Raw genomic sequence first — 19242 nt, forward strand, 5'->3', positions numbered from 1 at the left:
ATCCACCCCATGATCCGGATGACGCTCGCCGAGGTGGCCCAGGCGGTCTCGGGAACCCTTCAGCTCCACGGCTCCGACACGCCCGACACGGTCGTCTCCGGGGTCGTCGACACCGATTCGCGCGCGATGACGGCGGGCGGCGTGTTCGTGGCCAAGCCCGGCGAGGTCACCGACGGGCACCGCTTCGTCGGAGCGGCCGTGGCGGCGGGCGCCACCGCCGCGATCGTCGAGCATCCGGTCGACGACGCGGTGTCGCAGATCGTCGTGCCGGACGCCGTCCGTGCGCTGGCCGACCTCGCGCGCGACGTCGTCGCGCGCGTGCGGGCCGGCGGCGCGCTCGAGATCGTCGGGATCACCGGCTCCAACGGCAAGACGACGACCAAGAATCTCCTCGCCCGGATCCTGCAGGACGAAGGCGAGACCGTGGCACCCCGCGACTCGTTCAACAACGAGGTCGGCGCTCCGGTGACCATGCTGCGCGTCACCGAGGACACCCGCTACCTCGTGAGCGAGTTCGGCGCCTCGCGCATCGGCCGCATCGCCGAGCTCGCGGGCCTCGTGCACCCCGATGTGGGCGCCGTGCTCATGGTCGGGCTCGCGCACGCCGGCGGCTTCGGCGGCGTCGAGGAGACGCAGCGGGCGAAGACCGAGCTCGTCGAAGCCGTCCGCCCGGGCGGAGTGGCCGTGCTCAACGCGGACGATCCGCGGGTGGCGGCCATGGCCGCCGTCGCCGAGGCTCGCGGCGTCTCGGTGCGCTGGTTCGGACGCTCGAGCGCCGCGCAGGTGCGCGCCGAGGACGTCGAGGTCACCGCGTCCGGCACCACGTGCACGATCGTGGTCGGCGAGGAGCGGCTGCCGCTGCGCCTGCGCGTGCTGGGGGAGCACCACGTCATGAACGCCCTGGCCGCGCTCACCGTCGCCGAGACGCTCGGCGTTCCCGTCGCGACCTCGATCGCCCGGCTGGAGACGGTCGACATCGCCGAGAGGTGGCGCATGCAGCCCCTCGGGTCGGACCGGGTCCGCATCATCAACGACGCGTACAACGCGAGCCCCGATTCGATGGCGGCCGCCCTGCGCACGATCGCGCAGATCGCCGAGCCCGGCCAGCGCAAGGTGGCGGTGCTCGGCGCCATGAGCGAGCTCGGAGAGTACGCGGGCGAGGAGCACGACCGCGTCGGCCTGCTCGCGGTGCGTCTGCGCTTCGAGCGGATCGTGGTCGTCGGCTCCGCCGCGCGACGCCTGTACCTCGCCGCGATCGGCGAGGGATCGTGGGACGGCGAGGCGGTGTTCTTCGAGACGCAGGACGAGGCGTACGACTACCTCGTCGGCGAACTGCGCGACGGCGACCGCGTGCTCGTGAAGTCGTCGAACTCGGCGGGACTCCGTCATCTCGGCGATCGTCTGGGAGAATCGTTCTCGTGAGATCCCTGCTGGCGGCTGCGACGATCTCGCTCGCATTCACGCTCTTCCTGACACCGCTGTTCATCCGGCTCTTCGAGAAGCTGGGCTGGGGTCAGGTGATCCGCACGCCCGAGGACCAGCACAACCCGAATCACCACACCAAGCGCGGCACGCCGACGATGGGCGGCATCGTCTTCATCGTCGGCTCGCTCGTCGGCTACTTCGTCGGGAGCTATGCGGGCGGCACCCCTCCGACGACCTCCGGCCTCCTCGTCATCTGGATGATGGTGGGGCTCGGCGCCGTCGGCTTCATCGACGACTACATGAAGGTGCGTCAGCAGCGCAGCCTCGGGCTCTCGGGGTGGCGCAAGGTGGTCGGCCAGATCATCGTCGCGGTGCCCTTCGCCGTGCTGGCCCTGAACTTCCCCAACGCATACGGGGAGACGCCGGGTTCGCCGTACGTGTCGTTCTTCCGCGACATCCCGGCGCTGTCGTTCATGGCGCTGGGCGCCGTCATCGGCTGGATCCTCTACCTGGCGTGGATCACCTTCATGTCGGTCGCGTGGTCCAACGCGACGAACCTGACGGACGGGCTGGACGGCCTGGCGACCGGCGCAGGGATCTTCACCGTGTCGGCGTACAGCCTGGTGACGTTCTGGCAGTTCCAGCAGCGCTGCCACACCGCCGCGCTCGTCGACGCCTACGCGAACGCGTGCTACCCGACGCGCGACCCGATGGGGCTGACGATCATCGCCGCGTCCTTCGTCGGCGCGCTGGTCGGATTCCTGTGGTGGAATGCGCCGAAGGCGAAGGTCTTCATGGGCGACGTCGGCTCCATGTCCATCGGCGGCGTCGTCGTCGCCATGGCGGTGCTGTCGCGCACCGAGATCCTCGCCGTCATCATCGCGGGCGTCTTCATCATCGGGCCGGGGTCGGTGATCCTGCAGCGCTACTACTTCAAGGCGACCGGCGGCAAGCGGCTGTTCCTCATGAGCCCGTTCCACCACCACCTCGAGATGAGGGGGTGGCCCGAGATCACCATCGTCGTGCGCATGTGGATCATCGCGGGGATGCTCGCCGTCACGGGCGTCGGACTGTTCTATGTCGCCTGGCTGGCCGCGCTATGACGACCGGCCCGCACAGCGGCGGCTCCGCCCGCCTCGACGCGCTCACCAGCTGGCACGCCGACTGGAAGGGCCTGCGCGTGGCCGTGCTGGGGCTGTCCGTGACAGGCTTCTCGGTCGCCGACACGCTGGCCGAGCTCGGCGCGGACGTGCTGGTGCTGACCGAGTCCGCCGACGAGGAGTACGCCCGGCTGCTGCCCGTCATCGGCGCGCGGCTGTGGACGGGCGCGCTCACCTCCGTGCCCGGGGAGCTCGTCGCCTTCGATCCGGAGGTGGTCATCGCCTCCCCGGGATTCCCGCCGCATCACCCCGTCGTCGCCTGGGCCTTGGAGGGCCCTGCGGCTCTGTGGGGCGACGTGGAGCTGGCGTGGCGCGTGCGCGACAAGGTCCTCCGCGCCGACGGCAGCGCCGCCGACTGGGTGCTCATCACGGGTACGAACGGCAAGACCACGACGACCCAGCTGACGGCCTCGATGCTGCAGGCGGGCGGCCTGCGGGCCGCGCCCTGCGGCAACATCGGCGTGCCCGTCCTGGACGCCGTCCGCGATCCCGGCGGGTTCGACGTCCTCGTCGTGGAGCTGTCGAGTCACCAGCTCTGGTATCTCGCCCAGCAGGTCGGACCGGACCCGCTCTCGCCGCACGCGAGCGTGTGCCTGAACCTCGCCGACGATCACCTCGAGTGGCACGGCTCCTTCGCGGCCTACCGCGACGCGAAGTCGCAGGTGTACGAGAACACGAGGATCGCCTGCGTCTACAACAAGGCGGACATCGCCACCCGCGAGATGGTGGAGCAGGCGGAGGTCGTCGAGGGGTGCCGCGCGGTGGGCTTCGATCTCGGCGTGCCCGGGCCGAGCGACCTCGGCATCGTCGAGGGGATCCTGGTGGACCGGGCCTTCCACGACGACCGGCACCACAGCGCGCTCGAGCTGACGACGCTCGCCGACCTCGCCGCACGCGGTCTGGCGGCGCCCCATGTCGTGGCGAACATCCTCGCCGCCGCGGCGCTCGCCCGATCGCTCGGCGTGGCGCCGGAGGACATCCACGACGCCCTTCAGGGCTTCCGGCTCGACCCTCACCGGATCGAGGTCGTCGCGGTCGCGGAGGGCGTCACCTGGGTCGACGACTCCAAGGCGACCAACCCCCACGCCGCCGCCTCGTCGCTCGCGGCCTACCCGGGCGCCGTGTGGGTGGTCGGGGGTCTTCTCAAGGGCGTGGACATCGGCGAACTGGTCGCCGCGCGCGGCGCGGCGGCGAAGGCGGCGGTGGTCATCGGCGTCGAGCGGTCCGAGATCGTCGCAGCGTTCGCACGACACGCGCCGACGGTTCCGATCTTCGAGGTCGACCACGCTCAGACTGAAGACGTCATGGCAACGGCCGTCGAACTGGCGGCGAACGTCGCCGGTGACGGAGACACCGTCCTGTTGGCTCCGGCAGCGGCATCCTTCGATCAGTTCGCGTCCTACGCCGATCGCGGCCGTCGCTTCGCCGCCGCGGTGCGGGACAGGATCGAGAGGGGGAACGGTGACAGCGAGCACCGATCGACCCCGCTCGGCGACGACTGAGAACGCTCCGACCCACGGCGGCGGCTTCTCCGCCCGCGTTTCGCTCGGCCGCGTGTTCGCGCCCGTGCCGAGCGAGTTCCTCCTCATCGCATCGACCGCCCTCATCCTGACGCTCTTCGGGCTGGTGATGGTGCTCTCGGCCACCATGGCGGCCTCCGTGGCGCGCGGTGACAGTCCGTTCGAGGTCGTGCTCAAGCAGTCGCTGTTCGCGGTCCTCGGCGTGCCGCTGATGTTCGTCCTCAGCCGCTTCTCCGTCACGTTCTGGAAGCGCATGGCGTGGCCGGCGCTCATCGCCGCGATCGCCCTCCAGATGCTCGTCTTCGTTCCCGGCATCGGCGTCTACAACGACGGCAACACGAACTGGATCTCGATCGCGGGGACCCAGATGCAGCCGTCCGAGTTCCTCAAGCTCACCCTGGCCCTCTGGCTCGGCTACGTGCTGTACCGCAAGCAGACGCTGCTCGGACTGTGGCGGCACGTCTTCATCCCCGTCGTGCCGGTCGGGGCGCTGGTGATCGGGCTCGTGGCCGTCGGCAGCGGCGACCTCGGCACGGGACTCGTGCTCATGGCGATCCTCCTGGGGTGCCTGTTCTTCTCCGGCGTCAAGCTCCGGATCTTCGTGCTGCCGCTGTTGGGGGTGCTCGCCGCGGCACTGGTGTTCGCGGTCACGAGTCCCGACCGCATGCGCCGCATCATGAGCTTCCTCAACGTCGACTCCTCCGACTGCTACCTCGCCGCCACCGGCGACTGCTACCAGGCGCTCCACGGGGTCTGGGGTCTCGCCGGCGGCGGGATCTTCGGCCTCGGCCTCGGCAACTCCCGCGAGAAGTACGACTGGCTGCCCGCCGCCGAGCACGACTACATCTTCGCCATCGTCGGCGAGGAACTGGGCCTCATCGGATGCATCGTCGTCCTCGGGCTCTTCACCCTGTTCGCGGTCGGCGCGTTCCACGTGATCCGCAAGACGCACGACCCGTTCATCCGCATCGCCGCCGGCGGGATCACCGTCTGGATCGTCGGTCAGGCGCTCGTGAACATCGGCGTGGTTCTCCGGGTGTTCCCTGTGCTGGGCGTGCCGCTGCCGTTCATGTCGCAGGGCGGCACCTCGCTGCTGTCCGTGCTCATGGCGTGCGGCGTGCTGCTGTCGTTCGCGCGGACGCTGCCGGCGTCCGACGCGCTGCGCGGCCCCGTCGTCGCCACCCGGCCCGACCGCGCCCGCGTCCGGTCGACCCCGGTCGGCCGGTAATCTCGATCCGGTGACGATCGACCCGGTACCCCAGCGCGCGACGACGACCTATCTCCTCGCCGGCGGCGGCACGGCCGGTCACGTCAACCCGCTGCTGGCGGTCGCCGACGGGCTGCGCGCCCGCGACCCCGAGGCGCAGATCCTGGTGCTGGGCACCCGCGAGGGGTTGGAGACGCGGCTGGTCCCCGAGCGCGGCTACGAGCTCCTCTTCGTCGACAAGGTGCCCTTCCCGCGACGCCCGAACGCTGCGGCGGCGCGGTTCCCGGCGCGATTCGCGCGCGCGGTCGCCCAGGTGCGCGCTCATCTGCGCGACCGGCAGGTCGACGTCGTCGTCGGATTCGGCGGCTACGCGTCGGCACCGGCCTATGTCGCTGCCTCGCGCGAGCGCGTCCCGTACGTGGTGCACGAGGCCAACGCGAAGCCGGGCCTCGCCAACATCCTGGGAGCGCGGGGCGCGCGGGGCGCGGGAATCGTGTTCGAGGGAACGCCCCTGCGCGGCGCGCGCGTGGTGGGCATGCCCCTGCGGCGCGAGATCGTGACCCTCGACGCTGCATCTCGCCGCCCCGGGGCGGCCGCCTCCTTCGGTCTCGACCCCGATCGCCCGGTGCTGCTCGTCTTCGGCGGCTCCCTCGGGGCACGCCGGCTCAACGAGGCCCTCGCCGGTGGCTGGGAGGCCGTGACCGACGCGGGGTGGCAGATCCTCCACGCTGCGGGGGAGCGCAACGAGCTGGTCGACCCGCAGCACCCCGACTACCGGATCGTGCCCTACCTGGATCGCATGGACGACGCGTTCGCCGTGGCGGACGCGATCGTGTCGCGCGCGGGTGCGGCGACGGTGAGCGAGATCAGCGCGCTCGGCATCCCCGCCGTCTACGTGCCCTACGCGGTCGGCAACGGCGAGCAGGCGCTGAACGCGGCGTCCGCGGTGCGCGCCGGCGCGGCGCGACTCATCCCCGACGCCGAGTTCACCGCGGACCGGCTGCGCACGGAGGTCGTGCCTCTGCTGCAGGACGGCTCGGCTCTTGCACAGATGAGAGAGCGGGCGTCCGGTGTCGGCACGCGTCGCGGCACCGAGAACGTCATCGAGATGATCGACGCGGCCACCGGCCGCTGACCGGGCCCGTCCGCCAGCGTGCCGCGGCGCGTGGTCGGAGCACGGCGACCTAGACTTGACGGGCCATGATTCGACCCGATCTCAGCCTGCCCATCCCCGCGGACATCACCGCGGCGCACTTCATCGGCATCGGCGGATCGGGCATGTCCGGCCTCGCCGGCATGTTCCTCGATCGAGGCATCCGGGTCTCGGGCTCCGACCGGGCCGACAGCGGGGCGCTGCGCGCGCTGGCCGCCCGCGGCGCGGACGTGCACGTCGGACACGATGCCGCACACCTGCCCGACGACGTGGACGCGGTGATCCACACGGGTGCGATCTGGCCCGAGAACCCCGAGTACGTGCGAGCGAAGGAGCGCGGGCTCGCCGTCATCCACCGCTCGCAGGCGCTGTACTGGCTCATCGGCGGACGCCGCCTGGTCTCTGTGGCCGGCGCGCACGGGAAGACCACCTCCACCGGCATGGTGGTCACGGCGCTCCGCCAGCTCGGCACCGCGCCGACATTCGTCAACGGAGGAGTCATCGCCGACCTGGGGACCTCCAGCGGCACCGGCTCGGACGAGCTGTTCGTCATCGAGGCCGACGAGTCGGACGGCACGTTCCTGCTGTACGACACGTCGGTCGCGCTCATCACCAACGTCGACCCCGACCACCTCGACCACTGGCAGACGCGCGACGCGTTCTACGACGGCTTCGTGAGGTTCGCCGACGAAGCCCGCGAGGCGGTGGTGATCTCCTCCGACGACGAGGGAGCGCGCCGCGTCGCGGCCGCCCTGTCGCATCCGAACGTGCTGAGCTTCGGCGAGTCCGAGGACGCCGATGTCCGCGTCGTCGGCATCACCACGGACGGTCCGGTCGCCTTCACCCTCGTCCACGGCGCCGAGAGCGTCACCGCGCAGCTCGCCATCCCGGGCGTGCACAACGCGATCAATGCCGCCGGAGCGGTCGCCGTCCTGCTGACCCTCGGGTACGCGCTGGAGCCCGCGGTCCGCGCCGTCGAGAGCTTCGGCGGCACGGCGCGACGGTTCGAGCTGCACGGCGGCGAGCGGGGCGTGAGCGTCTACGACGACTACGCGCACCATCCCACCGAGGTCGCCGCCGCCCTTGACGCCGCCCGCACCGTCGTCGGCAGCGGCCGGCTCATCGCCCTCCACCAGCCGCACACCTACTCGCGGACGCGCGAGATGTTCCGGGAGTTCGCCGAGGTGCTCGAGACGCGCGCGGACCACACCGTCGTCCTCGACGTGTACGGCGCGCGGGAGGACCCGGTGCCCGGTGTCACCGGCGCCCTGGTGTCGGGAGCCTTCGAGGACCCGAGCCGCGTGCACTTCGTCGCCGACTGGCAGGAGGCCGCCGACTACACGGCGTCCGTCGCACGCGACGGCGACTTCATCATCACGCTGGGGTGCGGCAACGTGAACCTCATCATCCCGCAGGTCCTGGACGCGCTGAAGGCGCCGCCGGCGGCGGAGCGGGGCTGACGCGTGCGCCGGCCGTCGCCGCTTCCGCCTCCTCCGTCGCGGGACGAGCGCGAGCCGGAGGAGCCGATCGAGGTCTTCCTCCCCGTCGTGGCGCCGCGCGGGAGCGACGACGTCGACGGGGTGACCGCCCCGGTCGTCCCGTTTGCGCAGCCGGCGTCCGCCGAGCCCGCCCGTCGTGGAGCGGGGGAGCACGCCGAGCCGGACACCGCCGGCGGGGGACCGGATGAGGAGCCGATGCTCCGGGCGCGCGACGTCTGGGCGGCCGCCCGGGCCCGTCGCCGGGCACTGCGCGCCGAGGTGCGCCGCTTCACCGCCCGGCAGCGCCGCCGTCGGATCGTCTGGGCCGGATCGGCCGCCGCCCTCGTCCTCCTCGTGCTGGGCTCGGTGGGCGCTGCCTACAGCCCGCTGTTCGCCGTGGAGCGGGTCCGCGTGGTCGGCACCTCGCAGCTGCCCGCGGCGGCCGTGGAGGACGCCCTGTCGGCTCAGCTCGGCCGCCCGCTGCCGCTGGTGGACTCCAGTGAGGTGAAGGCGGTGCTCGTCGCGTTCCCGCTGGTCGAGTCGTACACGCTCGAGGCGAGGCCGCCCCACGACCTCGTGGTCCGCATCGTCGAGCGGACGCCCATCGGCACCATCTCGTCCGCGGCGGGATACACCCTCGTCGATGCGGCCGGTGTCGCGCTGTCGACGACGCCGGAGCGGCCCAAGGGCTACCCGGAGATCACGGTCCCCGGCGGCATCACCTCGCGGGCGTTCGCGGCGCTCGGGATGGTGTTCCGCAGCCTCCCGGACGACATCCGCGAGCAGGTGACGGCGATGTCGGCCACCTCGCCCCATGACGTCACGCTGACGCTCGGCAAGACCGGCACCGACGTCGTCTGGGGCGATGCGTCGGAGTCGGCGCGCAAGGCGGTGGTGCTGGAGTCGATCATGACCTCGCGGCCGCCCGCCGAGGTCTCGGAGTACGACGTGTCGTCCCCGGGCGCTGTCGTGGTCCGCTGAGCGAGCGCGTCCCCGCGCCACGCTCCGCACGACTTCTCACGCCTGATTCGCGACACGCCCGCCGCCTCGCGGCAACGGGCGCGGCCGCCGCATACCTTCGAGATCGGGAATTGCATACTCGGCAATTCTTTAAACCTCTGGTTGAGGTTGAAGGTTTAGACAGCACGTCGAGAGACGCGGTTCGGGACGATAACGGAGGCCGGCATGAGCCAGAACCAGAACTACCTCGCGGTGATCAAGGTCGTCGGTGTGGGCGGTGGCGGCGTGAACGCCGTCAACCGCATGATCGAGCTCGGACTGCGCGGCGTGGAGTTCATCGCCGTGAACACCGACGCGCAGGCCCTGCTCATGAGCGACGCCGACGTCAAACTCGACGTCGGGCGGGAGCTGACGCGCGGTCTCGGCGCCGGCGCGGACCCCGAGGTCGGACGCCGCGCAGCCGAGGACCACGCGGAGGAGATCGAAGAGGCCCTCGCCGGGGCCGACATGGTCTTCGTGACCGCGGGTGAGGGCGGCGGCACCGGCACCGGCGGCGCGCCGGTCGTGGCCCGCATCGCCAAGTCCATCGGCGCCCTCACCATCGGTGTCGTCACCAAGCCCTTCTCGTTCGAGGGCCGCCGTCGGCAGAGCCAGGCCGAGGACGGCGTGGCGAAGCTGAAGGAAGAGGTCGACACCCTCATCGTCGTGCCCAACGACCGGCTCCTCGAGATCAGCGACCGCGGCATCTCGATGATCGAGGCGTTCGCCACCGCCGACCAGGTGCTGCTCGCCGGTGTGCAGGGCATCACCGACCTGATCACCACGCCGGGTCTCATCAACCTCGACTTCGCCGACGTCAAGTCGGTGATGCAGGGTGCCGGTTCCGCGCTCATGGGCATCGGGTCGGCGCGCGGCGCGGACCGTGCCATCAAGGCCGCCGAGCTGGCCGTCGAGTCCCCGCTGCTGGAGGCCTCGATCGAAGGCGCCCACGGCGTCCTGCTGTCGATCCAGGGCGGGTCGAACCTCGGCATCTTCGAGATCAACGACGCGGCGCAGCTCGTCAAGGAGGCCGCGCACCCCGAGGCGAACATCATCTTCGGAACGGTCATCGACGACACGCTGGGCGACGAGGTCCGCGTGACCGTCATCGCGGCCGGATTCGACGGCGGCGAGCCCCAGACGCGGATCGAGCCGATCGCCGCGCAGCTGAGCGCTCCGCTGGTGCCCTCGGTCCCGGCCGACGAGGCGGCGCGCGACCATGCGGAGGCGCCCGAGAAGCAGGCCGTCTCGGTGTCTGTGGTCTCGACCTCCAACGAGTCGGTCTTCGGCGACGACGACCTCGACGTCCCCGACTTCCTGAAGTAGGTGGATCTGGCCGAACGGCTCGCCGACGTCGACGCCCGCATCGCGCAGGCGGCGAGGTCGGCGGGCCGTGACCCTTCCGAGCTCACCCGGATCGTGGTCACGAAGTTCCATCCGGCCGCGCTGGTCGCACGGCTGCGCGCGCTCGGCGTGCGCGATGTCGGTGAGAACCGGCAGCAGGAGCTCACGGCCAAGCGCGCGAACCCGACCGTCCCCGGCGACCTCACCTGGCATTTCATCGGCCAGGCGCAGACCAACAAGGCGCGCGCGATCCGGGCCGCCGCGTCCGTCGTGCATTCGCTGGACCGCGAGCGGCTCGCGGACGCGCTCCACACCGCGGACCCGCAGGCGGCCACCCCGCTCGACGTGCTCCTGCAGGTCAATCTCACGGACGATCCTCAGCGCGGCGGCGTGCGGCCGGCGGAGGTCCAGGCGCTTGCCGACCACGTCGTGGAGCACTGCCCGTCGCTGCGGGTGCGCGGGGTGATGGCCGTGGCGCCACTGGCGGCCGCGCCGGCCGAAGCCTTCACGAGACTCGCCGCCTCGGCGGACGCGGTCCGCACGGTGGTGCCGGACGCCACCTGGATCTCGGCCGGGATGTCGGGCGACTTCGCCGAAGCGATCGCCGCGGGCGCGACACACCTGCGGATCGGGACGGCAATCACGGGTCCGCGCGCGGTGCCCGGTTAACCTCGAACAAGACGAGCAAACGGAGGAATGCGATGTCGAATCCGCTCAAGAAGACCATGGTGTACCTGGGCCTGGCCGACGAAGAGGAAGTCTTCGAGGAGCAGCCCGCCGCGGCAGCGCCGCGCCGTGCCGACAAGCCGGTCGAGAAGACCGCTCCGGTCACGCCGCTGCACCGCCCGGCCGTCGTGCGCCAGCCCGCTGCGGGCACGGTGAGCGAGATCCTCACGGTGCACCCCAAGCAGTACCGCGACGCGCAGGGCATCGCCGAGGCGTTCCGCGACGGCGTTCCGGTGATCATCAACCTGTCCCAGATGAGCGATGCGGACGCGCGGCGTCTCGTCGACTTCGCGAGCGGGCTCTCGCTCGGCCTCTTCGGCCGCATCGAGCGCGTGACCAGCAAGGTATTCCTGCTCTCGCCCGAGAACATCGCGGTCTCCGGCGACGGTGCCGTGGCTCAGGCAGACCCTGAGGCCGCACCCTTCGCGCAGTAGTCGTGGAGGTCGTCCGACTTCTCGCCGGCATCGTCAACACGGTGCTGGTGCTCTACATCCTCGTGCTGCTCGCGCGCGTCATCCTCGAGTACATCCCGCTGTTCAACCGTGAGTGGCGACCGCGCGGGGCGATGCTGATCGTGGCCGAAGTGGTCTTCACCCTGACCGATCCTCCGCTGAAGTTCTTCCGCAGATTCATTCCTCCGCTGCGGCTGGGACCGGTCGCGATCGATCTCGCGTTCCCGCTCACCATGCTCTGCTGCTTCGTGCTCCTGTCGATCACCGGCGTCATCCTGCGCTCCTGACCCCCGGCCGCCCCGCGCGGGCGGCACCGTTTCTCGCGCCCTCGTGGAGGGCGCACTATGCTGTTCGGATACGGCTCGCCGACCGCGGGTCACCCCGTAACGGTCCCGTCGTGAAGCTCTGAAAGAGGACAACACCATGGCTCTCACTCCCGAAGACGTCGTCACCAAGCAGTTCCAGCACGTCCGGTTCAAGGAGGGTTTCGACCCGGATGAGGTCGATGACTTCCTCGACGAGATCGTCGTCGAGTGGCGCAAGACGATCGCCGAGAACGAAGAGCTCAAGGCCAAGCTGGCCGCCTACGAGTCCGGCTCCGCACCGGTGGAGAGCGCGCCGGCGCCGGCCGCCGAGGAGCCCGTCGTCGAGGCGGCTCCTGCCCCCGAGCCGGCCGCCGAGGCCGCTCCCGCCGCCGACGCCGCTCCTGCCGCCGCATCGGCCGGGATCATCGAGCTCGCGCAGCGACTGCACGACGAGCACGTCGCCGAGGGTCAGGCTCAGAAGGACAAGCTCATCTCCGAGGCTCAGGCGCAGGCCGCGTCGATCCTCGCCGAGGCCGAGGCGAAGGGCCGCGACGAGCTCGCCCGGCTCGAGAGCGAGCGCGCCATCCTCGAGACGCGCATCAGCGAGCTGCGCACGTTCGAGCGCGACTACCGCTCGCAGCTGCGCGGCTTCATCGAGGAGAAGCTCCGCGACCTCGACGTCACGGGCACCTCGTCCGGCGCGTCGTCGGTCTCGTCGGCCGGACACTAGGCCGCGCCTTTGACCGATCTGCATTCGCGACCCGTCGTGGCTCGTTCCACGGCGGGTCGCGCTGTGGCGGCCGGTGCCCTCATCGCGATCCTCGCGAGTGTGGTGCTGGCCGCCGATCAGTTCACCAAGAACCTCGCGCTGGCAGAGCTGCCAGAGCGGACGCCGGTGCGCGTCTGGGGCGATTTCCTGCAGTTCTATCTGACCTTCAACCCGGGTGCGGCCTTCTCGCTCGGCGAGGAGGTCACGTGGATCTTCACCATCGTGCTCGCGGGTGCGGCGGTGGCGGTGGTCGTCCTGGGCGTCACCCGCGTCCGATCCCTGCGCTGGGCCGCGGTGCTCGGGCTGCTGCTCGGCGGGGTGCTCGGCAACCTGACCGACCGGCTCACCCGCGATCCCGGCTTCCCGGTGGGGCACGTGGTCGACTTCATCCACACACCGTGGATGATGCCCGCCATCTACAACGTGGCCGACATCTTCATCGTCACGATGATGATCGCCCTCGCCCTGCTGGTCCTGTTCGGCCTGCGCCTGGACGGCACCCGCGAGTCGCGCAGGGGCGACCGCCCGGCCGAGCCGACCGCGGACGGCGGTCCCGACGGCCGCTCCGAGGCCTGACGTGGACTCGCGCACGCTGCCCGTTCCGGACGGGCTCGACGGCGTCCGGGTCGACGCGGCGCTGGCGAAGATGCTGGGCTTCTCCCGCACCTTCGCGGCGGAGGTCGCCGACGCCGGTGGTGTCCGCATGGACGGGCGTGCGCTCGGCAAGTCCGACAGGCTGCGCGCCGGCGGCTGGCTCGACGTCGAGTGGCAGGAGCGACGCGAGGCCGAGATCGTGCCGATCGCCGTGCCCGACCTCGGCATCGTCTACGACGACGACGATCTGGTCGTCGTCGACAAGCCGTTCGGGGTGGCCGCGCATCCCTCCGTCGGCTGGGAGGGCCCGACCGTGCTCGGCGCCCTCGTCGCGGCGGGGTTCCGCGTGGCCACGTCCGGTGCCGCCGAGCGGCAGGGCATCGTCCACCGCCTCGACGTCGGCACGAGCGGGCTCATGGTGGTCGCCAAGAGCGAGCGCGCGTACACGGCGCTCAAGCGCGCCTTCAAGGAGCGCGAGGTCGACAAGGTCTACCACGCCGTCGTCCAGGGTCACCCCGACCCGCTGGCCGGCACGATCGACGCGCCTATCGGGCGCCACCCGTCCCATTCGTGGAAGTTCGCGGTCACGCCCGACGGCAAGGACTCGGTCACCCACTACGAGACGCTGGAGGCGTTCCCCGGGGCCTCGCTCCTGGAGATCCACCTCGAGACGGGGCGCACTCATCAGATCCGCGTCCACATGGCCGCCCACCGCCACCCCTGCGTCGGCGATCCGCTGTACGGCGGCGACCCCACCGTCGCCGCTCGGCTGGGGCTCTCGCGGCAGTGGCTGCATGCCCATCGGCTCTCGTTCGACCATCCGGTGACCGGCGAGCGCCTCACGACCACCTCGCCGTATCCCGCCGACCTCGCCCATGCCCTGGACGTGCTCCGAGGCGACTGATCGACTGCGCCGCCCGAAGATGTCGGTGCGATGTCGGTGCGATGCGGCACCATGTCGGCATGGGCATCGAGGTGCGACCGGCCGAACGGTACGACGACATCGCGACGATGGTCGGGCCGAAGAACCCGACGTCGAACGTGTGCTGGTGTCTGAGCTACCGCATCCCCGGCGCGGAGAACAGATCTCTGGCGGGGCCCGCTCGCGGTGACCGCGTGCGTCGGCTGCTCGACGAGGGGCCTCCGGGCGTGCTCGCCTACGACGGCGACGAGGTGGTCGGCTGGGCGGCCGTGCACCGCAGAGCCGACACGACCTTCGCGACCAACCGCAGGATCCCGCACCTCGACGATCTCGACGTGTGGAGCGTCTGGTGCATCCGCGTCCGCCCGGGCCACCGCGGCCGGGGCATCTCGCATGCTCTGCTGCAGGGAGCGGTGGCGTTCGCCGCGCGCGAGGGAGCGCCCGCCGTCGAGGGCTACCCGGTGGACAACGAGGGGCGCAAGGTGGATCTCACGATGGCCTACGTGGGCACCCGTCGCCTGTTCGAGCGCGCCGGCTTCGCGCTGGCGGGCCGCACCGATTCGGTGCTCAACGGGTTCCCCCGCGTCATCATGCGGAAGGAGCTGACGTGAGCGTCCTGCCGGACCTGCTCCGACGCCGGCATGCGGCGGCCGACGGCCTGTACCGCGACCTCGTCGTGCTGCTCGACGAGCAGCAGCTCCGCGCACGGCTGCCGGGCGTGCGATCCAGTCCCGTGCGCACGCACTTCTGGTGCGTCGTGGGCGCGAGGGAGAGCTACGTGCGCGCGGCCCGCGCGGGCGGCTGGCAGGGGTTCGCGAGCTCGCTCGCCGACGACCACGACCCCGCGGCGGTGCGCGCCGCGCTCGAGAGGACGGGGACCCTCGTCGCCGAGTGGCTCGGCGGGCTCGCCGACGACGACGAGTCCGGCATCGAGTGGGCGCTCCACCTGCTCGAGCACGAGACGCAGCACCACGGTCAGCTCATCCGCTACCTCTACGGCGTCCCGCTTCCGATCCCGCGCTCCTGGGTCGAGCAGTACGCGCTCGACGAGGCCTGAGGTCAGCGTCCGCCGGCGAAGACCGCCGGATCGTCCTCTGCGAGCGCGAGGGCGATCTTGCGCACGTGGAACTGCTCGACATCGACCAGCTCGCCCAAGCCGTACCAGCCGACCTCGGTGAGCTCGCCGTCGGCGGGGTGCGGGTCGCCGGACACCCAGTCGCAGCGGAAGACCAGGTCGAGGTAGTCCACCTGATCGCCGTTCGCGTAGGTCGTTCGCGGCAGCTGCTGGACGAGGGCGAGCCGGGTCGCCCGCACCACGATGCCCGCCTCCTCCCGGACCTCGCGCACGGCGGCGTCGGCCGGCTCCTCGCCGGGGTCGACGATCCCCGACACGCACTGCCAGGCGCCGTTGTCGGCCCGCTTGCCGAGGAGCACCTTCTCGTCGCGGAAGACGACGGCCGTGACGCCGACGAGCGGGAGCGGCGCATGCCCGATCCGCTCGCGGAGGGATAGGACGAATTCGGGAGTGCTCATGCCTCCAGGGTAGGCGGGCACCCGGTGCCGAACCTTCATCCTCGACATGAGGGTGAGGCGACCTCGCGCCGATGCCGCGGTCCGGCGCCGCCGATGTCGGCGGCCTTCGTAGACTCGATCCGTGGCATCCGACTCCTTCGTTCATCTGCACGTGCACAGCGAATACTCGATGCTCGACGGCGCCGCGCGGATCGGGCCGATGGTGCAGGAGGCGGTGCGTCTGGGCATGCCCGCCATCGCCGTCACCGACCACGGGAACACCTTCGCCGCGTTCGAGTTCTATCGCGCCGCGAAGGACGCCGGGATCAAGCCGATCATCGGCATCGAGGCCTATGTCACTCCCGGCACCCATCGCAGCGACAAGTCGCGGGTGCGCTGGGGGAGTCCCGACCAGAACGACGACGACGTGTCCGGTTCGGGCGCGTACACGCACATGACGCTGCTGTCCGAGACCACCGAGGGCATGCACAACCTCTTCCGGCTGAGCTCGAAGGCGTCGATCGAGGGGTACTACTTCAAGCCGCGCATGGACCGCGAGCTTCTCCAGACCTACTCCAAGGGGCTGATCGCGACGACCGGATGCCCCTCCGGCGAGGTGCAGACGCGTCTGCGACTGGGGCAGTACGACGCCGCGCGGGCGGCCGCCGCGGAGTTCCAGGACATCTTCGGCAAGGACAACTACTTCGCCGAGATCATGGACCACGGCCTCTCCATCGAGCGCCGTGTGATGGGCGACCTGCTCAAGATCGCGAAGGACCTCTCGATCCCGCTGGTCGGCACCAACGACCTCCACTACACGCACCAGCACGATGCCACGAGTCATGCGGCCCTGCTGTGCGTGCAGTCGGGGTCGACCCTCGACGACCCCAAGCGCTTCAAGTTCGACGGCGACGGCTACTACGTCAAGTCGCCCGCCGAGATGAGACAGGTCTTCCGCGACCACCCCGAGGCGTGCGACTCGACGCTGCTCATCGCCGAACGCTGCGAAGTGGAGTTCAACACGTCGGCGAACTACATGCCGCGCTACCCGGTGCCGGAGGGCGAGACCGAGGAGAGCTGGTTCGTCAAGGAGGTCGAGAAGGGTCTCGAGTACCGCTATCCGGGAGGGATCCCCGACGACGTCCGGCGGCAGGCCGAATACGAGACCGGCGTCATCGTCCAGATGGGGTTCCCGGGCTACTTCCTCGTCGTCGCCGACTTCATCAACTGGGCCAAGGACCACGGCATCCGCGTGGGGCCGGGGCGCGGCTCCGGTGCCGGCTCGATGGCGGCGTACGCGATGCGCATCACCGACCTCGACCCGCTGCAGCACGGCCTCATCTTCGAGCGCTTCCTCAACCCGGACCGCGTCTCCATGCCCGACTTCGACGTCGACTTCGACGACCGTCGCCGCGGCGAGGTCATCCAGTACGTGACGGAGAAGTACGGCGACGAGCGCGTGGCCCAGATCGTCACGTACGGCACCATCAAGGCGAAGCAGGCGCTGAAGGACGCCGGCCGCGTGCTGGGCTTCCCGTTCAGCATGGGGGAGAAGCTCACCAAGGCGATGCCTCCCGCCGTGATGGGCAAGGACATGCCGCTCGGCGGCATGTTCGACGCGCAGCACCCCCGCTACAAGGAGGCCGGCGAGTTCCGCGCCGTCATCGAGACCGACCCCGAGGCCAAGACGGTCTTCGACACGGCGGTCGGGCTCGAGAACCTCAAGCGCCAGTGGGGTGTCCACGCCGCGGGCGTGATCATGTCCAGCGAGCCGCTGATCGACATCATCCCGATCATGAAGCGCGAGCAGGACGGCCAGATCGTCACGCAGTTCGACTATCCGTCATGCGAGGCGCTCGGGCTCATCAAGATGGACTTCCTGGGGCTTCGCAACCTGACGATCATCGACGACGCCCTCGACAACATCCGGGCGAACCGCGGCGAGGAGCTCGTGCTCGAGGACCTCACCCTCGATGACAAGGCCTCGTACGAGCTGCTCTCACGCGGTGACACCCTCGGCGTCTTCCAGCTCGACGGCGGACCGATGCGTTCGCTGCTGCGCCTCATGAAGCCCGACAACTTCGAGGACATCTCCGCGGTGATCGCGCTCTACCGCCCGGGCCCGATGGGCGCGAACTCGCACACCAACTACGCGCTGCGCAAGAACGGGCTGCAGGAGATCACACCGATCCACGCCGAGTTCGAGGAGTCCCTCGCCGACATCCTCGACACCAGCTATGGCCTGATCATCTACCAGGAGCAGGTGATGGCGATCGCCCAGCGCGTCGCCGGCTTCAGCCTCGGCCAGGCCGACATCCTGCGTCGTGCGATGGGCAAGAAGAAGAAGTCCGAGCTCGACAAGCAGTTCGAGGGCTTCCAGGCCGGCATGCACGCCAACGGATACTCCGATGGTGCGGTGCAGAAGCTGTGGGAGATCCTGCTGCCGTTCTCCGACTACGCCTTCAACAAAGCGCACTCCGCCGCGTACGGACTCGTCTCGTACTGGACCGCCTACCTCAAGGCCCACTACCCGGCCGAGTACATGGCCGCGCTGCTCACCAGCGTCGGCGACTCGAAGGACAAGATGGCGGTGTACCTCAACGAGTGCCGCCGTATGGGCATCCGCGTGCTCCCGCCCGACGTCGGCGAGTCGATCCGCTACTTCGCGGCCGTCGGCGAGGACATCCGCTTCGGACTCGGCGCGGTGCGCAACGTCGGCGCGAACGTGGTCGACGGCATCGTGGCAGCGCGCACCGAGCCGTACACGAGCTTCCACGACTTCCTCGCCAAGGTGCCGGCCCACGTCGCGAACAAGCGCACGGTGGAGTCGCTCATCAAGGCGGGGGCCTTCGACTCGCTCGGCTCGACGCGGCGTGCGCTCATGGAGATCCACGAGGACGCGACCGAGCAGGCGGTCCTCGACAAGCGCCGCGAGGCCAACGGCGAGGTCGGGTTCGACTTCGACAGCCTGTGGGGCGACGACGAGCCCCAGCAGGTCCAGAAGGTGCCGGAGCGGCCCGAGTGGACCAAGAAGGACAAGCTGGCCTTCGAGCGCGAGATGCTCGGGCTCTACGTCTCGGACCACCCGCTCGCGGGGCTCGAGATGCCGCTGGCGAAGCACGCCTCCACGTCGATCCACGATCTCCTCGCCTCAGAGGATGTGCAGGACGGCGACCAGGTCACGGTGGCCGGCCTCGTCACGAGCGTGCAGCACCGCGTCGCCAAGCAGAGTGGCAATCCCTACGGGATGATCACCGTCGAGGACTTCGACGGCGAGGTCACCGTCATGTTCATGGGGAAGACGTACACCGAGTTCCAGTCGATGCTCCAGCCCGACGCGATCCTCGTGGTGCGGGGTCGGGTCTCCCGCCGCGACGACGGACTGAACCTGCACGGACAGTCCGCGTTCACCCCCGATCTCGGCGCGGTCGACGCGTCCGGACCGCTCGTGCTCGTGATGCCCGAGCATCGTGCGACCGAGTCGACGGTCTCGCAGCTGGCAGAGGTGCTCGGGCGCCACCCCGGCGCGACCGAGGTGACCCTTAAGCTCCACAAGGGCGGCTCCGCCAAGGTCTTCGAGGTGCCGCACCCGGTGGCGATCACCGTCGACCTCTACGGCGAGCTGAAGGGGCTGCTCGGACCGCAGTGCCTCGGGTGACCCCGGTGCGGGGTGGGT

At 70.4% G+C, this 19242-nt stretch carries 18 protein-coding genes; 17 read left to right on the forward strand and 1 reads right to left on the reverse strand.

The features are described from left to right. Window positions 1-9 precede the first annotated feature (9 nt). The 16 genes from ACPWUT_RS05600 to ACPWUT_RS05675 all read left to right on the forward strand — a co-directional run bounded on the left by ACPWUT_RS05600 (window position 10) and on the right by ACPWUT_RS05675 (window position 15111). Window positions 10-1422 carry a UDP-N-acetylmuramoyl-tripeptide--D-alanyl-D-alanine ligase gene (locus ACPWUT_RS05600; protein WP_284529483.1) on the forward strand — a complete coding sequence of 471 codons (1413 nt, stop codon included), beginning with the start codon at window positions 10-12 and terminating at the stop codon, window positions 1420-1422. Beyond that, window positions 1419-2528 (forward strand): phospho-N-acetylmuramoyl-pentapeptide-transferase, encoded by a 1110-nt coding sequence (mraY, locus tag ACPWUT_RS05605; protein WP_284529485.1) that lies wholly within the window; start codon window positions 1419-1421, stop codon window positions 2526-2528. Before ACPWUT_RS05600 ends, mraY begins: the two co-directional genes overlap by 4 nt. Next, the gene (gene murD, locus ACPWUT_RS05610; protein ID WP_425841497.1) at window positions 2525-4087 is read left to right on the forward strand and encodes a UDP-N-acetylmuramoyl-L-alanine--D-glutamate ligase; all 1563 of its coding nucleotides are present in this window, start codon (window positions 2525-2527) and stop codon (window positions 4085-4087) included. Before mraY ends, murD begins: the two co-directional genes overlap by 4 nt. Continuing rightward, entirely contained in the window at window positions 4047-5333 is a 1287-nt protein-coding gene (gene ftsW, locus ACPWUT_RS05615) for a putative lipid II flippase FtsW (protein ID WP_284529487.1), read from the forward strand. The genes murD and ftsW overlap by 41 nt, the downstream gene beginning before the upstream one ends. Window positions 5334-5343: 10 nt before the next feature. Further along, window positions 5344-6447: a UDP-N-acetylglucosamine--N-acetylmuramyl-(pentapeptide) pyrophosphoryl-undecaprenol N-acetylglucosamine transferase gene (locus tag ACPWUT_RS05620; protein WP_425841502.1), complete on the forward strand. Its 1104-nt coding sequence runs from the start codon at window positions 5344-5346 to the stop codon at window positions 6445-6447. Window positions 6448-6512: 65 nt separating this feature from the next. Further along, window positions 6513-7925, forward strand: a complete 1413-nt coding sequence (gene murC / locus ACPWUT_RS05625; RefSeq protein ID WP_425841505.1) for a UDP-N-acetylmuramate--L-alanine ligase — start codon at window positions 6513-6515, stop codon at window positions 7923-7925. Between the two features lie 3 nt (window positions 7926-7928). Next, complete coding sequence (locus ACPWUT_RS05630) at window positions 7929-8924, forward strand: FtsQ-type POTRA domain-containing protein (protein WP_425841508.1); 996 nt, start codon at window positions 7929-7931, stop codon at window positions 8922-8924. A 204-nt stretch (window positions 8925-9128) separates the two neighbouring features. Beyond that, entirely contained in the window at window positions 9129-10268 is a 1140-nt protein-coding gene (ftsZ, locus tag ACPWUT_RS05635) for a cell division protein FtsZ (RefSeq protein WP_425841511.1), read from the forward strand. After that, on the forward strand, window positions 10269-10955 hold the full coding sequence (locus ACPWUT_RS05640) for a YggS family pyridoxal phosphate-dependent enzyme (protein WP_425841514.1): 687 nt from the start codon (window positions 10269-10271) through the stop codon (window positions 10953-10955). Between the two features lie 32 nt (window positions 10956-10987). Beyond that, entirely contained in the window at window positions 10988-11446 is a 459-nt protein-coding gene (locus ACPWUT_RS05645; protein WP_284529495.1) for a cell division protein SepF, read from the forward strand. A gap of 2 nt (window positions 11447-11448) precedes the next feature. Then, window positions 11449-11751, forward strand: coding sequence for a YggT family protein (locus ACPWUT_RS05650; RefSeq protein ID WP_284529496.1), 303 nt, complete (start codon window positions 11449-11451; stop codon window positions 11749-11751). Window positions 11752-11887: 136 nt separating this feature from the next. Beyond that, entirely contained in the window at window positions 11888-12499 is a 612-nt protein-coding gene (locus tag ACPWUT_RS05655) for a DivIVA domain-containing protein (RefSeq protein ID WP_284529498.1), read from the forward strand. Window positions 12500-12535: 36 nt separating this feature from the next. Next, the gene (locus ACPWUT_RS05660; protein ID WP_425841519.1) at window positions 12536-13114 is read left to right on the forward strand and encodes a signal peptidase II; all 579 of its coding nucleotides are present in this window, start codon (window positions 12536-12538) and stop codon (window positions 13112-13114) included. A gap of 1 nt (window position 13115) precedes the next feature. After that, window positions 13116-14036: an RluA family pseudouridine synthase gene (locus ACPWUT_RS05665; RefSeq protein ID WP_425841522.1), complete on the forward strand. Its 921-nt coding sequence runs from the start codon at window positions 13116-13118 to the stop codon at window positions 14034-14036. Window positions 14037-14095: 59 nt separating this feature from the next. Further along, window positions 14096-14665 carry a GNAT family N-acetyltransferase gene (locus ACPWUT_RS05670; RefSeq protein WP_425841525.1) on the forward strand — a complete coding sequence of 190 codons (570 nt, stop codon included), beginning with the start codon at window positions 14096-14098 and terminating at the stop codon, window positions 14663-14665. Beyond that, window positions 14662-15111, forward strand: coding sequence for a hypothetical protein (locus tag ACPWUT_RS05675; RefSeq protein WP_425841528.1), 450 nt, complete (start codon window positions 14662-14664; stop codon window positions 15109-15111). Before ACPWUT_RS05670 ends, ACPWUT_RS05675 begins: the two co-directional genes overlap by 4 nt. A gap of 2 nt (window positions 15112-15113) precedes the next feature. Here the strand turns inward: ACPWUT_RS05675 and ACPWUT_RS05680 are convergent, their stop codons facing one another. Beyond that, complete coding sequence (locus tag ACPWUT_RS05680) at window positions 15114-15587, reverse strand: NUDIX hydrolase (RefSeq protein WP_425841531.1); 474 nt, start codon at window positions 15585-15587, stop codon at window positions 15114-15116. 169 nt (window positions 15588-15756) lie between these two features. On the opposite strand from ACPWUT_RS05680, the gene dnaE reads away from it, so the two are divergent. Then, window positions 15757-19224, forward strand: a complete 3468-nt coding sequence (gene dnaE, locus ACPWUT_RS05685) for a DNA polymerase III subunit alpha (RefSeq protein WP_425842200.1) — start codon at window positions 15757-15759, stop codon at window positions 19222-19224. Window positions 19225-19242 lie beyond the last annotated feature (18 nt).

Origin of the sequence: Microbacterium sp. PA5, assembly GCF_049860775.1 — a bacterium.
Classification (GTDB): domain Bacteria; phylum Actinomycetota; class Actinomycetes; order Actinomycetales; family Microbacteriaceae; genus Microbacterium.